The organism is Yersinia massiliensis, assembly GCF_003048255.1.
In the GTDB taxonomy this organism is placed as follows: domain Bacteria; phylum Pseudomonadota; class Gammaproteobacteria; order Enterobacterales; family Enterobacteriaceae; genus Yersinia; species Yersinia massiliensis_A.
The window spans coordinates 2,114,068-2,128,332 of record NZ_CP028487.1 but is presented as its reverse complement, the minus strand read 5'-3'; the positions used below and the strand labels follow the sequence as shown (position 1 = coordinate 2,128,332).

The following is a 14,265-nucleotide window of genomic DNA, read 5'->3' as shown; positions in this document are numbered from 1 at the left end:
TAACAGATAATTAACCGCCCAATCGTAGGCAGACACGGCGTTAGTCTAAAGAAGCGTTTATGAGGTTGCAAGCCACTGTTATGTCCGTATATCCCAGCGCTTAGCTGTGTCGGATGGCCTCAATGGAAATCGCATCGGGCTCCACATTCATCGTACGCAAAATTTGCCCCATAATATCGCTGAAAACCGGCGCAGAAACAGCACCGCCATAGTATTTTCCGCCTTGCGGATTATTAATGACCACGACTAACGCGAAGCGAGGTTGACTCGCCGGTGCAACGCCTGCGGTGTACGCCACATACTTATCAATATATTGGCCATTTGGGCCAATCTTCTTTGCCGTTCCTGTCTTAATGGCAACACGGTATCCTCTTACCGCCGCTTTAATCCCGCCACCACCCGGCAATGCGACACTTTCCATCATATGCTCAACCTGCCGCACTTCACTTTCCGGGAAAACTCGCCGCCCAACTATCGGGGGATCCACTTTGGTAATCGACAAGGGCCGATAAATGCCAAAGCTGCCAATCGTGGCATACACACGCGCTAATTGTAGTGGTGTCACCATCAAGCCATAGCCAAAGGAAAACGTCGCACGGTCAAGATCACTCCAGCGCTGTCGATGCGGCATCAACCCACTGCTTTCACCTGTTAATCCTAATTCTGTTGGCTTCCCCAGACCAAATAAGCTATAGGTTTCCGTTAATGCAGCAGCGGGCATGGCCAACGCCAAACGAGAAACCCCCACATCACTCGATTTTTGTAATACGCCAGTCAATGATAATGCCGGATAATAGCCCACATCTTTGATTTGATGGCCGCTCAGAATATAGGGGCGAGTATCCAAAACAGTATCCGACTTAACTAAATGCCGTTGTAATGCCGTCATCACGACCATCGGTTTGACGGTAGAACCCGGTTCAAAAATATCGCTAATGGCGCGGTTGCGGAAATTCTCTTCCGGCGCTGCCATGCGATTATTGGGGTTGAATGTCGGGTAGTTCGCCATTGCCAAAACCTCTCCCGTGTTGACATCAATAACCACAGCGGAGCCAGAGTCTGCTTTATTGAACATGACGGCATTGGATAATGCATGCGAGGTTTCTGCCTGCAACCGTTCATCAATACTGAGCTGGACATTTTGCCCAGGTTGGCTGTCTGTCGAAGCAATATCCTCAATCACTCGACCAAAACGATCTTTTCGCACCACCCGACTACCTGCCGTACCACTCAGTAGCGAGTTGAAACTTTTCTCTACCCCTTCGATGCCTTGATCATCGATATTGGTAAAGCCGATTAGATTTGCAGCCACATCTCCTGTGGGGTAAAAACGCCGTGACTCCACTTTCGTTTCGATACCGGGTAATTTCAGGCGTCGAACATAGTCAGCGACATTAGGTTCAACTTGGCGGGCGAGATAGATAAAACGCGCATTAGGGGCCAGCGATATGCGGTTGTTCACCTGTTCGAGTGGAAGGTTCAGTGCTTGTGCCAATGCATGCCAACGCTCATTTGCAACAACACCGCCCTTCTCTATCACTGTTTTGGGATCTGCCCAAACAGCAGCGACAGGGACACTGACAGCCAAGGGGTGGTCATTACGATCAGTAATCATGCCACGTGTATTAGGCGTTTCTTCCACGCGCACGGAGCGCATATCCTCTTCCTTGACCAAGTGGTCTGGCTCAATAATTTGCAGCCAGGCGACCCGGGCGGTCAGCCCCAAGAATGACAATAAAATGCAGCCACACAGCAAACCAAAACGCCATCGAATAAAGTTATTACTGTCATTTTTTGGTTTAGAAATCATTGAGATCAACCCTGACTGCCTGCTTGGAATTTAGTTGCCATTAAACCCTATCCAACGGCATGAAAGGGCTAAAACAGTGATACAAGGTGCGTTATATTGCAACAATTCGCTAACGAGCATTTAATCGAACAGGCGACTGGTCAATCGATTCAAAAACGGCTTACACTGAATGGCGTATTTTTCCCTCAGTAGGTAAACCTGATGACCGACCTTTCACCACAATTGAGCAAAATTGCCGCTATCCGCCACGGTTTTGGTGACAAATCGTCTCTTTTACCTGACGATCTCCAGCCTTTTCAGGAATCGCAAGCCAATAAGAAGCAAGTACATGGCACCAGAATTGTCGATGTCACGCAGCCTCGGCAAGAATGTGGTGAAGCGGATGGCCTCTATACCACTCAAGCAGGAATATTGTTAACGGTGTTAACGGCGGATTGCCTTCCAGTCATTTTCAGTCATCGACAAGGCAAAGGTATTGCGGTTGTTCACGCGGGTTGGCGCGGATTGCTTGACGGCATTATCTTGAATATGGTGGAACGTATCTCACGCGATGACGATCCCGCTAATTGGGTTGCCGCTATTGGGCCAGCAGCAAGATCTTGCTGTTATGAAGTTAACGAAGAGTTAGTCGAGCAGTTTGTTAACCAATTGCCGTTAGCAAAAAACATTATTACCCCCCGCTATCGTCGCCTTAACTTAGCGGCTATTGCTGAACATCAATTACGCGGCGCAGGTATCCAGCAGGTGGAACTGATAGGCGGTTGTACTATATGTACCATCGTGCAGGATAAAGATGATGCGAGCAAAGTTCAGTTTAAGTACACCAGCTATCGTCGTACCAGCCAGCAACAGGCAATTGATCCTACGCACCCAAGCATTAAAGGCCGCAATCAGTATTCTGGCTTGATCATCCTGCCCTAATGAACTCACCACGTGATGATTTCAGAAACGAAAAACCCGCACAATGGCGGGTTTTATTACAGCAAAAGTGCTGATTAGATTGCAGTAACGTTTACTGCAGACGGACCTTTCTGACCGTCTTGGATTTCGAACTCTACGTTCTGGCCTTCAGCCAAGGTTTTGAAGCCATTACCTTGGATTGCAGAGAAGTGTACGAACACATCTTTGCTGCCGTCAGCTGGAGTGATGAAACCGAAACCTTTAGACTCGTTGAACCACTTAACTTGACCTTTGATCTTTGCCATCTTGAGTATTTCCTTTGGATTGTTTAACTCGCCCGTAGGCGTTTACATAGACAAACTAGAGTCGTTACTGCTTGAGGCACTAAGATAAGGATCGGCAGAGAAGCGGTATTCAACGCTAACGTCTTTACTCAGAACTTCTTTACTGAAAATGCCACACATATACAGAACTGTACCTCGTTTTACCCATATGCGTTATCACATACTCTGAATTCGATGGCAAGCCATTTTTAATCAAGGGTGAACCTGTCGCACATATTTGAATCGGTTGCACATAAAGAATGCTTAAATATGCTAAAACCTGTTGAAGGTCATCGTATTTTCTGCTCTATTTTTTTATACTGATTCGCCCCGCTTTCTTACTGGCTTTTAACATTTAGGCTAACTCTTTTTATAATTTTTCTTACGTCGCCATCTCGTGATTGGCATGTTTTGAGCGTGACCAAAAATGTATGGGTATAAAATTTATTAGCATTAAATATATAATAATTGAATATATCACGCTCCTGTCGCAGATACTGGTATCCAAGCATCGTACAGTCCCTCAGTCTTAGACGTTTAGACTAACTCCTTACATAACCTCAGGTTATAGTCCTTATCTTCTCCTCGACTAAGACATATGAATATTTTATTAATAGTGATGACGTAAAAAACTGAGATAGGAGCAAAAACAACCAATATAAAATAAGCTCAACAAACACTAATGCCCAATAAAATACCTCTGCCAGCTCGAATGAAATTAACTTCACGAAAATTTCATTATTAAGTATTATCAATAGCGAAGCGTATAGAAATTAACCACCCTGCACTAGAAAGGTGCGCTTTCTCTTTTTGTAAACTGTATAAATATATAAAAAAATGGAGATATTAGTCAGTCACAAAAACTATTTCATTCTGTGAATTATTGTCAATTTCATGTAAAAAAGACAAATTAAGATATATCCAAGCTCTTCTTTATTATATCTTAACCATTCTGAGAAAAGCCTAAATTAAGGTTTTACCTTTCCGTTAAAGAACTGTTTAGGATTTAGACGATAACCTCTACCTAATTATAACTAGCTTATTACCAATCATTACTTTTGATAGGCATATAGATTATCTGATGCTTGGATATTCTATTTAGGCTTATCTGCACCAGAGATTTAAATCATGATTCATAAGTATATTATCAGCGCCTGCTTTCTGAGTAGTTTGTGGTGGGGCCATGTTTCAACTGCGCTAGCAGAAGATATCAATCAATCAGGTAAAGTGCCAACAGAGCAGAAAATTGAGCCTCATGCGGACAGTAACAGCCTGTGGCAGCGTTTGGTCAACAATATCACCCTCGCCTGGGATTCACCGGAGCAAGAGCTGTATATCCCGCTGAATACGTGGCACAACCGTAGAACTTACGATGCGGATAAGATAGCGTCCTACAATGAAAGGCCATGGGGCATCGGTTATGGTAGATATCGTTATGATGAGAATAACAATTGGCACTCAGTGTATGCGATGGCGTTTATGGATTCACACAATAAAGTTGAACCCATTATAGGTTATGGTTACCAAAAAATGTGGATACCGGGGAGAATGGATGGTTGGCGATTTGGCGTAGGCTTTACAGCAAGTATTACCGCTCGTCACGAATATCATTACATCCCGATACCCTTGCCTTTACCGCTCGTATCCATTGAATATAATAAATTTTCACTACAAACCACCTATATTCCCGGCACTTATAACAATGGGAATGTATTGTTTACTTGGATGCGTTGGCAATTTTAATGAGATATTTCACGGCTAATTAGACCATGATTTAAAAGTGGTTATATGGCGTAGTTAAGAATTAATCTCAATTAATATTTGGTGCACCAATAGGATGCATTCATTTGTACCAGTAAATATCCCGTGTTATCTACTTTATTTAGCTGCTGCTGATTTAAACATTCTAGCCAAGACATTATTTTCAGAAAGCGGATATAACTCTAAGTGGTTATATCCGCTTTTTTATTTAACAAATACAACGAACCAATCAGGCTATATTTGAGTTCTTAGTCTGTATCTTGCCTCGTTTTTGACGGCGAGTCAGCATGAAACCACACCACAGCAATGCCACCCAAACGGGCATCATCAAGACTGAGATTTGAATGCCATCAGTAAGGTACATGATGACCAAAATCAGCGATAAGAAGACCAGGCACAGGTAATTACCGTAGGGATACCATAACGCCTTAAATCGTGGTTCTACGCCCTCTCGCGTTTTTGCAGCACGGAATTTTAAATGTGCCAGGCAAATCATGACCCAGTTAATGACCAGCGTTGAGACGACAAGTGCCATCAGGAGTTCAAAGGCTTTGCCCGGCATCACATAGTTAATCACGACACCCGCTGAGGTTGCCAATGCTGAGAGTGCAATTGACAGTATAGGCACACCACGTTTATTCACCTTAGTCAATAACTTAGGGGCATTTCCTTGTGACGCCAAACCAAATAGCATACGGCTATTACAATATACCCCACTGTTATAGACCGATAATGCTGCAGTCAAAACCACCACATTCAAGATGGTCGCCACCAAGTTACTGTCTAATGCATGGAAAATCATCACAAAGGGGCTGCCGCCTTCAACAACCTTACCCCACGGATAAAGAGAGAGCAGAACACCCAGTGAACCAATATAAAAGATGAGAATACGATAGACGACTTGATTGGTTGCTTTAGGAATACTGTGTTGTGGATCTTCCGCTTCAGCCGCAGTGATCCCCACCATCTCTAGCCCACCGAAAGAAAACATAATCACGGCCATCGCCATCACTAAGCCACTTAACCCGTGAGGCATAAAACCACCTTGGGCCCAGAGATTTGTGATAGAGGCATCTGGACCACCGGTTCCGGATGCCAAAAGGTATGCGCCAAAAACGATCATCCCGATAATGGCAACAACCTTGATGATCGCGAACCAAAATTCAGTTTCACCGTACATACGGACATTGATAAGGTTGATGGCATTGATCAGGATAAAAAAGACGGCGGCAGAAACCCATGTGGGTATTTCAGGCCACCAATATTGGATATAGATACCTACGGCAGTTAGTTCAGCCATACCGACGAGAATAAACATAGCCCAGTAGTTCCAGCCAGATAAAAACCCGGCAAAATCGCCCCAATATTTATAGGCAAAATGGCTGAATGAACCGGCCACTGGTTCCTCAACGACCATCTCACCCAGTTGGCGCATAATAAGGAATGCAATAAAACCGCCGATTGCATACCCCAAGATGACTGAAGGACCTGCCATTTTTATGGTCTGAGCAATCCCCAGAAACAGCCCTGTACCAATTGCGCCACCCAGCGCAATCAGTTGAATATGTCGATTTTTTAAACCGCGTTTGAGCGTTGATTCTTGTAACTGCTGTTCCATCCTATCCTCTGCCACATCTGTTCTTAACCAGTAGTCGTAAACAGTATTTTATAAATAAATTTGCGGCGTTTTTAACACTTAAAACAGATTGCATCAAGGATAAAGGTAGTTGGCACGTTACGAAAATGCACCAATAGCTTTGTGTCTCTGTGCTATTGGCTATATCTGTCCAAGATGGCGATTCACATTGAAACATGCCGATTTGACATGCCACATAACTTACTTAAATTACGGGCACCAATCATCAAAGTGGCCACATACGATTGACGTCGTGTGACCACTTCTACAGCAACGCGATTATTTTTGTAGCGGATAAGATAAGTTGAAGGCCAACCTTGGCGTCGTACACCGTAAGATTTTTGGTGATGATCAATTGCTGCGTGAGCAATCACCAAATGAGATAAGTTTGAATCCCCTTTAATAATACGTTTCATCATCAGCTCCACGAAAGTCGTTACATACTTCTTATCGTTTATTCGTCCCGCCACTTGATGCTGGCGGAATAATGGCACCTGCTGAAAATTATGGATCGTAATTATCAAGCTTCCCGACTCAACAAGTAGCAGATCATAGCCGCGCGTAACGGGCTTTGACTGTAAGCTTGCCATTCTCCAAGGGAGTTAGTAATTCGGGCGTTCCACTGATTATTATCATTGATTTCAGGGGAATAAATGCCAATTTTATTGGCATAGATGATAGGCCATGCATCAGACGGATTTTTACAGTAATCCTTACCCTTAATACCTCCGTACGGATACCACTTATCGGGATCTTCACCGTTCAATAGCGCAATACTTCTGTTCACTTCACTGTCACTTTCTTCATACCATTTGATCATCCGAATCACCGTTCTTTTTAAAAGTTCTGGCTACATTACGGTGAAAATAAGACAAATTTATGACAGCTTGCATGCTTTATTTCAGGCCAATAAACAGGACGTTAAAAGTGAACAAGGGGGAAAATGGGGAGAGATGTTACAACTCAGTCTGAGGCGATTGCCAACTAAACTCACTATCACTCTGGCACAGCCTTTCGACAGCGCCAGAATCGGGATTGCTTATCTCTCAGGAATGAAGCCTTTAAAATCGAGAGGAGAAACGATGTCATTATCACTTTGCCCGTCACTGACGCCAGTGGCATTGGCAACTAGCGCTTTGAGCAATTCAGTTTGCAGTTTTTGCTGTTCAGCAATCTCTTGTAGTAAATGGATTTGTTCATTTGCTCGTACACTGGCTCGGCTCAAGAAGAACCAAACTATCAAGAAAAAAATGACAGTAAATAGCGACAGCGCAATAGGGAACACACCCAACCCGCTCATATTTGTTTCTAACATTGACTACCCTATTACATGCATGACGAAGTCGTTATCTTACCACTCAGCCCATCAGAAGGGTGAAATTAGCGGCTGAATAAGAAAGGAATGGCAATTAGCATCACAATTACTGAGAATGGTTATTATTTGTATTTATAATAAAATACTTTACCACGGAATAATCGAAGTTATGGTACATAAGCCCGTTGAGAACGTCCCTCCTTGATCACAATAGCTGTCAAGGGCTAATAGATAAAACAAGCAACAAACGGCAATAATTCCCACCGTCGCAACAAGTTTCTTTATGTTCAAATCGGGCACCTTCTTCAACCTTCAACGTTTTTTAAATTATACTGGATCAAACATCAACCATTTATAGCCAATATGTATTTAGTGATGTCAAAACTGTCATATGACCTAACTAAGCGTAGATTTTTTACTGTTTCGTCTTATAAATCAATATAATTTAGGATTTTTATTATTAATAATCACATCATTAGTAGTTAAATTATTAAATATTTTAGCAAGACAATAAGCAAAACTAATTTCACGGAGTAACTACATGAGTTTGTTCAGATTATTCTTGATTGTGGCGATTATATACCTTGGTTTACTGTTTTCAGGTTATGGCGTACTGATCGGTAGTGAAAAAAACGCTGCTGGATTGGGATTACAATGTAAATACCTAACAGCTAGAACTATATCAACCGCTCAGTTTATAAACGGTGAAAATGGTATCATTGGCGTCAGCAACTGTCCTTTAGTGAAAAAAATAGGTAACAATATATTTGAATAACCCACCAGCGGGTTTGCAATAAGCCCGCTGGTTATTTTCTTATTTCTCTCAGTGACTATTTGTGACAGTTTTGGCTATGCCTACGATTTTGAATGTCACCCTTAAAAATAAAGCTGTCATTTTTGCGTAAACTTCATATCAATCAATGCAATGGCTTTTTCTATTGCCCGCTTAGTCACTGGGTCAGCACCCGCTGGATGTGCGCTAAAATCAATAGATTTAAGCTGATGTGACATTTTATCTCGCACCTCTGCTGGTGCAATAATATCAATCACATCAATAATTTGCTTAATCACTAGTTGGCAGGCAACCAAATCTGAGACCATTTCTTGGTCATTAGTAAACATATCTGACATGAATAATTCCTTCAAAGTAATATCACATTAGGATATCACGCTGGCCACAACAACTCTTTAACCACCTGTGCCATGTTCACCTGGTTGTCCATCGGTAGGTTGTGGTTTGAGGATGAGGTTCTTGTGGGTAGTCAATCGTTCAAGTAAACCGCGAAGGATGCGTGAGCCAAAAATTAATCGATACGTAGAATGGTCACGGTGACGCCTATCGTTGATAGTTTCGGTGCTAAAAATAGGAAATAAAAAAACCAGGTATGATTATCATCAAAAACCTGGTTCTAAGGGTAACTTATTGAATATATACCAATCACAATATTCCTAATCTCACAGTTTATCACCTCCTGCGCCTTTACCTTTATGCAGGACCATTACTGGCATTTTTAGAAAAACGGTTACACCAACAACCGCTATCAGAGTCATAATCACTGTTATCAACATGCGATCACCTCATCATTTTTAACTTCTATTTTTTCAAATTTAACCTTCAACCTCAGGGGAGACCCTTCCAAATAACACTACCCTTTTACTATGGCACCAGAAAACGCTTTTGCAAATACCCGTTGAAAACTCTTTATAACGTCTCCACCATGATGGTAGCTAATTTGGTGTTTTGTGTTGTTCGATTCAACTTGTGTATACTGCACTACTCCTAACTTGAAAAAACAGACTAAATAATGTCACAAGAAAATCATCTCACGTTAGTCTGCGCCCTCAGCAAATGGGTCGAAACCCACTTAGGGCGAGTCATCTATCTCGAAGAGTTAGCCACATATTCAGGCTACTCACTTTGGCACATGCAAAAAATTTTTAAAGAAGTAACAGGCACATCGTTAGGAAAGTACATCAGAGAAAGACGTTTAGCAGGTGCTGTTTATCAACTTAGAAGCAGCAATAGTACGATTTTTGATATTGCATTAGATTTTGGCTTTGGCTCGCAGTCACATTTTACTTATATGTTCAGAAAACGTTACGGCATAACGCCTTATGATTTCAGGCAAAATACAGATATTGACCTTAATATCGCATTGCCACTGCATGCGATTCATCAAAAGCAGGCGTAACTACCCTTATCTCTCACTATTCGCCTGAATTCTTAAAATAGCATTCGGCGAACATTCGTTATTTTTTGTAGCAATTCTGCACATCAATGGGCTGCGCGTCGTTACGCGAGCTATCCGTCATATAGGTCATAACAAACATGGTACTCACCACAATGAGTGCTGCCAGTAGCAACCCAATCAGTGCAATGACTTTATTGTCGTCGAACAAGCTCTTGTCCATAATTTCTCCCTAACTTCTATGGTAGGTCAGATTAACCATAGGATCGCAATGAATGTCGTTGCAATCAGCAAACATGATGTTGTAAATAAAACCACGAGCGCAAAGTGCACGTCGCCAATTCCTGCTGAATAATCACCCTGTTGAGTGATATTTTTTTGTTTTTTCAAATTAATACCTACTGGTCATTCACACCAGACATGACCTTGCATTAAAATCGCGCTTTTTATTGGCCGTTTCCACTTCCCGCCCAGCGCTGACTCAATCGCGAACCATTACAAGGCGATCCTGTCGTAGTCTGGGGTATAGATCAAGCCCATGCATTGTAAAAAATAGGGGTATTGACCAGAAACATTAGATATCATTATAGATTAATGCCCCAACACTTGAACCTGAGCGCATGACTTATCACACTGAAATTATACCCACAGCCAAACTATAGAGCGCCACAATTGCAGCAATAATGGCGACGGCAAAAAGGCACTTCTCGATTGAAGTGAATATGGGCTTATTTTGTTCACGTTTCGCGATAATGAACAACACAGTGCCAGGACCGTAGATCACCGCAGATAACAATATATATTTCAAGCCCCCCGCGTAAACCATCAATATGGCATACAACGTTGCTATCGACGCAAAGATAATATCTTTTCTATGATCTTCTGAGCCAACCGAGTAAGTTTCTCGGGTCCACGCCAATTTCAGGCCATAAGCCGCAACCAGCAAATAGGGAATCAAAACCAATGAGCTGGTTAATTCAAGTGCAAGTTGGAAAGCATATTCAGTGAAAAGCGTAACAATTAAGAATAATTGGATAAAAACATTCGACATCCAGACCGCTGCAGAAGGCACCCCTCGCTTGTTTTCAGTTGCGAAGAGTTGCGGCATGATATTGCTTTTCGCAGCAGAATAGAGGGCTTCAGCCGCCAGCAGCGTCCAAGACAAATAAGCTCCCATGACTGAAATAATCAGCCCAATACTGATAAAGATGGCTCCCCATCGGCCAAGAATATGCTCTAGTACGCCAGCCATCGACGGCTGACGCAACGCTGCAAGATCCGGACGAAGCAGTACACCGTAGGAAAGCATTGTGACTAAAACTAGCAGGCATAACACACCAATGAAGCCTAAAACCGTCGCAATACCAACATGTTTTCTTTCTTTAGCATAACGAGAGTAGACACTCGCTCCTTCAATACCAACAAAAACAAATACTGTCACCAACATGGTGCTACGCACTTGAGAAAATAAAGACGCCGAACCGGCTGTTATTTCTAATGCGGCGTGACCGGTATAGCCATAATCATCAAGATGAGAAAGGTCACCAATACTGCCCAGCGGCTGGGTTCCCCAGAAATTTAATGCAAAAGTATCCGTATGAAATGCAAAAGCCAGTACGATAACGAAAATAAATATTGGTATGACTTTCGCGAAAGTGGCAATGGTATTAATCGCTGCGGCCTCTTTGATGCCGCGCAGAACCATAAAATGGAAACTCCATAAAATTAATGACGCAATTAAAACTGCGGGAAGCGTATTGCCATCACCAAATAACGGAAAGAATGCCCCCAACGTAGACTTGATCAAAACAAAATAAGATACACTGCCAATACAAGCACCTGACCAGAAACCAATAGCTGAAGCGAATCCAGCATAGTCACCGAATCCTGTTTTAGCATAAATATAAACGCCGGAATCTAAATCTGGTTTGCGCTGTGCAAGCGTTTGAAATACAAAAGCCAAAGTCAACATCCCGCCGCCGGCAATAACCCAGGCGATAAGCGCACCGAAGCCTCCCGTGGCACGGCCGAATGTAGCAGGTAAAGAGAAAATGCCAGCACCGATCATCGAACCCACAACAAGTGACGTTAATGACCAGAGTGAAAGTTTTTTATTTGATGAGGCTGTCATATTCATTCCCATTGACATTAGTTAATCCAATTAAAAAGAGAATAACCTAATAGAATGCCAAGTCCTATAGATGAAATACCGAATAAATTTCACAATGTACTTTGCTTCATAGCAGAAAATTCCTAATGCACCGACAATACCAAATCATTCTGGCGGATGAGTGATACCTACACGCCTACATTTTTAATGAAGGCGTGTATATTTATACTGTATCCACATCAGCAAAGTACAAATAACGATAGATAAATTATAGCAGACTTTAATAATGCCTATTTAAATGCAATAGCCTCTTACTCACTCACTTCTCCAACTGCAGTGAATAATCAGTAAAATTGATGCTATTAATTCGCATTTGCATTTATAATGCCAGAACTGTTTTTTTACAGTTGAACTAATTTACCTCTGTAATTGTAAGGACGACTTCATGCTCCGCCGCTTTTTTTCTTATTACACCCCTTATAAAGGGCTTTTCTATCTAGATTTTGGCTGTGCAATTCTTGCGGGGTTGTTAGAACTCAGCTTCCCGATGGCCGTTAAACTGTTCATCGATAAATTGCTCCCAAATCAGGATTGGGTGCTGATTATCTGGGCTGCAGTGGGCTTATTAATGATCTATCTCCTGAACACCGCGCTAATGGCGATTGTTAACTATTGGGGTCATGCGTTGGGAGTCGGCATTGAAACAGATATGCGTCGGCAGGCATTTAGCCACCTGCAAAAACTTTCCTTTAGTTATTATGACAATGTGAAGACCGGGCATATCATCACCCATGTCACGAAAGACCTCGAAGAGGTCGGTGAAATTGCCCATCACGGCCCTGAAGATCTTTTCATTGCTGTCATGACATTTATTGGTGCGTTTATTCTGATGGCGTCCGTCCATCTCCCTCTCGCTATGCTCACCATTATTATTGTGCCCTGCATGACTTATCTGGTGAGCCGTTACGGTTCACAAATGACAGAAACTTGGCGCAAATTATTTGGCCAAGTCGGCAACTTTAATGCCCGAATTGAAGAGAGCATTGGAGGAATTCGAGTCGTAAAAGCCTTTGCCAACGAATCGCACGAAAAGAAACTGTTCGCCAAAGATAATGAAAACTACCGCACCACTAAACTACGTGCTTATCGCATTATGACCACCAGCATGACCATGAGCTACTTAAGTACTCGCTTAGTACAATTAATTGTCATGATAGTCGGTACATGGTACGTGGTTAATGACCAACTCAGTTATGGCGGATTTGTCGGCTTCCTTCTGTTGGTTGAGGTTTTTTTCCGCCCAGTGGCGAAAATAACCTCAGTACTTGAAAGTTATCCTAAAGGTATTGCAGGATTCAAACGCTTCACTCAGCTCATTGATACCTTGCCTGATATCGTTGACCAACCTAATGCGCGCCCTGTCGGTCATTTGCATGGCGATATTTGTTATCAAAATGTCAGCTTTGGTTATTCACCGCAGAATCAAATTTTCACTCATTTGAATCTGCAAATCCGCGCGGGTGAAACAGTCGCCTTCGTTGGACCATCAGGCGCCGGTAAAACCACACTCTGCTCCTTACTGCCTCGTTTCTATGAGCTCGATAGCGGGGTCATCACAATCGACGGTATTAATATTCGTGATATGACTCAGGAATCACTGCGTAATAATATTGGTATCGTGCAACAAGATGTCTTCTTATTTGGCGGCTCTATTCGTGAAAATATCGCCTACGGTAAGCTAGATGCCAGTGATGACGAGATCATGACTGCCGCACGACAAGCGCGGCTGGATGAGTTGATTGACAGCCTGCCTGAGGGCTTGGATACCGTTGTCGGTGAGCGTGGCGTGAAGTTATCCGATGGCCAGAAACAGCGGCTGTCGATAGCCCGTATTTTCTTGAAAAATCCGCCGATCTTGATTCTGGATGAGGCGACATCAGCCCTTGATACTGCCACGGAGCAAGCGATTCAACTCGCACTCACCGCATTGTCACAAGGCCGAACGACATTGGTTATTGCTCACCGCTTAGCCACCATTCAAAATGCCGATCGCATCATTGTGGTTGATAAAGAAGGGATTGTTGAGCAAGGGGATCATCACGAACTCCTAGCCCGTAAAGGCGCTTATGCTAAGTTGCATGACGCCCAGTTTAGCGCCGCTTAATCTACTTAACTTCGTTTAATACATGTAAAAACACCCCCGCAGATGAACGCGAATGGT

The 14,265-nt window shown here is 42.8% G+C and carries 16 protein-coding genes; 5 read left to right on the top strand and 11 right to left on the bottom strand.

Annotated elements, in window-relative coordinates; translation table 11 throughout:
* Positions 1 to 100: 100 nt before the first annotated feature.
* Positions 101 to 1,810, bottom strand: a complete 1,710-nt coding sequence (ftsI, locus tag DA391_RS10025) for a peptidoglycan glycosyltransferase FtsI (RefSeq protein ID WP_108087663.1) — start codon at positions 1,808 to 1,810, stop codon at positions 101 to 103.
* Positions 1,811 to 2,011: 201 nt separating this feature from the next.
* On the opposite strand from ftsI, the gene pgeF reads away from it, so the two are divergent.
* The gene (pgeF, locus tag DA391_RS10020; RefSeq protein WP_098904660.1) at positions 2,012 to 2,731 is read left to right on the top strand and encodes a peptidoglycan editing factor PgeF; all 720 of its coding nucleotides are present in this window, start codon (positions 2,012 to 2,014) and stop codon (positions 2,729 to 2,731) included.
* Between the two features lie 74 nt (positions 2,732 to 2,805).
* Here pgeF and cspE read toward each other — a convergent pair whose 3' ends face one another.
* Both cspE and DA391_RS10010 read right to left on the bottom strand, forming a co-directional pair.
* Positions 2,806 to 3,015 (bottom strand): transcription antiterminator/RNA stability regulator CspE, encoded by a 210-nt coding sequence (gene cspE / locus DA391_RS10015; RefSeq protein ID WP_002221949.1) that lies wholly within the window; start codon positions 3,013 to 3,015, stop codon positions 2,806 to 2,808.
* A 42-nt stretch (positions 3,016 to 3,057) separates the two neighbouring features.
* Positions 3,058 to 3,174 (bottom strand): DUF2627 domain-containing protein, encoded by a 117-nt coding sequence (locus tag DA391_RS10010; RefSeq protein ID WP_002211058.1) that lies wholly within the window; start codon positions 3,172 to 3,174, stop codon positions 3,058 to 3,060.
* Between the two features lie 987 nt (positions 3,175 to 4,161).
* Between DA391_RS10010 and pagP the strand changes: the two genes are divergently transcribed.
* A complete protein-coding gene (pagP, locus tag DA391_RS10005) occupies positions 4,162 to 4,776 on the top strand; it encodes a lipid IV(A) palmitoyltransferase PagP (RefSeq protein ID WP_050285747.1) in 615 nt (204 codons plus the stop codon).
* Between the two features lie 247 nt (positions 4,777 to 5,023).
* Here pagP and DA391_RS10000 read toward each other — a convergent pair whose 3' ends face one another.
* From DA391_RS10000 to mgrB, 5 genes are all read right to left on the bottom strand, one after another.
* Entirely contained in the window at positions 5,024 to 6,412 is a 1,389-nt protein-coding gene (locus DA391_RS10000; protein ID WP_108087662.1) for an amino acid permease, read from the bottom strand.
* Positions 6,413 to 6,594: 182 nt separating this feature from the next.
* Entirely contained in the window at positions 6,595 to 6,846 is a 252-nt protein-coding gene (locus tag DA391_RS09995; RefSeq protein ID WP_019210267.1) for a DUF4060 family protein, read from the bottom strand.
* A 104-nt stretch (positions 6,847 to 6,950) separates the two neighbouring features.
* Complete coding sequence (locus DA391_RS09990) at positions 6,951 to 7,250, bottom strand: phage protein NinX family protein (RefSeq protein ID WP_050080560.1); 300 nt, start codon at positions 7,248 to 7,250, stop codon at positions 6,951 to 6,953.
* 219 nt (positions 7,251 to 7,469) lie between these two features.
* Positions 7,470 to 7,745 (bottom strand): YebO family protein, encoded by a 276-nt coding sequence (locus DA391_RS09985; protein WP_050080559.1) that lies wholly within the window; start codon positions 7,743 to 7,745, stop codon positions 7,470 to 7,472.
* A 147-nt stretch (positions 7,746 to 7,892) separates the two neighbouring features.
* A complete protein-coding gene (mgrB, locus tag DA391_RS09980; protein ID WP_071822406.1) occupies positions 7,893 to 8,036 on the bottom strand; it encodes a PhoP/PhoQ regulator MgrB in 144 nt (47 codons plus the stop codon).
* Positions 8,037 to 8,286: 250 nt separating this feature from the next.
* On the opposite strand from mgrB, the gene DA391_RS09975 reads away from it, so the two are divergent.
* Positions 8,287 to 8,520, top strand: a complete 234-nt coding sequence (locus tag DA391_RS09975) for a YobH family protein (RefSeq protein WP_050080558.1) — start codon at positions 8,287 to 8,289, stop codon at positions 8,518 to 8,520.
* A gap of 116 nt (positions 8,521 to 8,636) precedes the next feature.
* Here the strand turns inward: DA391_RS09975 and DA391_RS09970 are convergent, their stop codons facing one another.
* A complete protein-coding gene (locus DA391_RS09970; protein WP_050874539.1) occupies positions 8,637 to 8,876 on the bottom strand; it encodes a DUF2766 family protein in 240 nt (79 codons plus the stop codon).
* Between the two features lie 674 nt (positions 8,877 to 9,550).
* On the opposite strand from DA391_RS09970, the gene DA391_RS09965 reads away from it, so the two are divergent.
* The gene (locus tag DA391_RS09965; RefSeq protein ID WP_050080556.1) at positions 9,551 to 9,937 is read left to right on the top strand and encodes a helix-turn-helix domain-containing protein; all 387 of its coding nucleotides are present in this window, start codon (positions 9,551 to 9,553) and stop codon (positions 9,935 to 9,937) included.
* Positions 9,938 to 9,995: 58 nt separating this feature from the next.
* Here the strand turns inward: DA391_RS09965 and DA391_RS09960 are convergent, their stop codons facing one another.
* Both DA391_RS09960 and DA391_RS09955 read right to left on the bottom strand, forming a co-directional pair.
* Positions 9,996 to 10,157 (bottom strand): hypothetical protein, encoded by a 162-nt coding sequence (locus DA391_RS09960; protein WP_019210274.1) that lies wholly within the window; start codon positions 10,155 to 10,157, stop codon positions 9,996 to 9,998.
* 405 nt (positions 10,158 to 10,562) lie between these two features.
* The gene (locus DA391_RS09955) at positions 10,563 to 12,065 is read right to left on the bottom strand and encodes an amino acid permease (RefSeq protein WP_108087661.1); all 1,503 of its coding nucleotides are present in this window, start codon (positions 12,063 to 12,065) and stop codon (positions 10,563 to 10,565) included.
* A gap of 424 nt (positions 12,066 to 12,489) precedes the next feature.
* On the opposite strand from DA391_RS09955, the gene DA391_RS09950 reads away from it, so the two are divergent.
* The gene (locus tag DA391_RS09950; RefSeq protein ID WP_108087660.1) at positions 12,490 to 14,208 is read left to right on the top strand and encodes an ABC transporter ATP-binding protein; all 1,719 of its coding nucleotides are present in this window, start codon (positions 12,490 to 12,492) and stop codon (positions 14,206 to 14,208) included.
* The last annotated feature ends 57 nt before the right edge of the window (positions 14,209 to 14,265 follow it).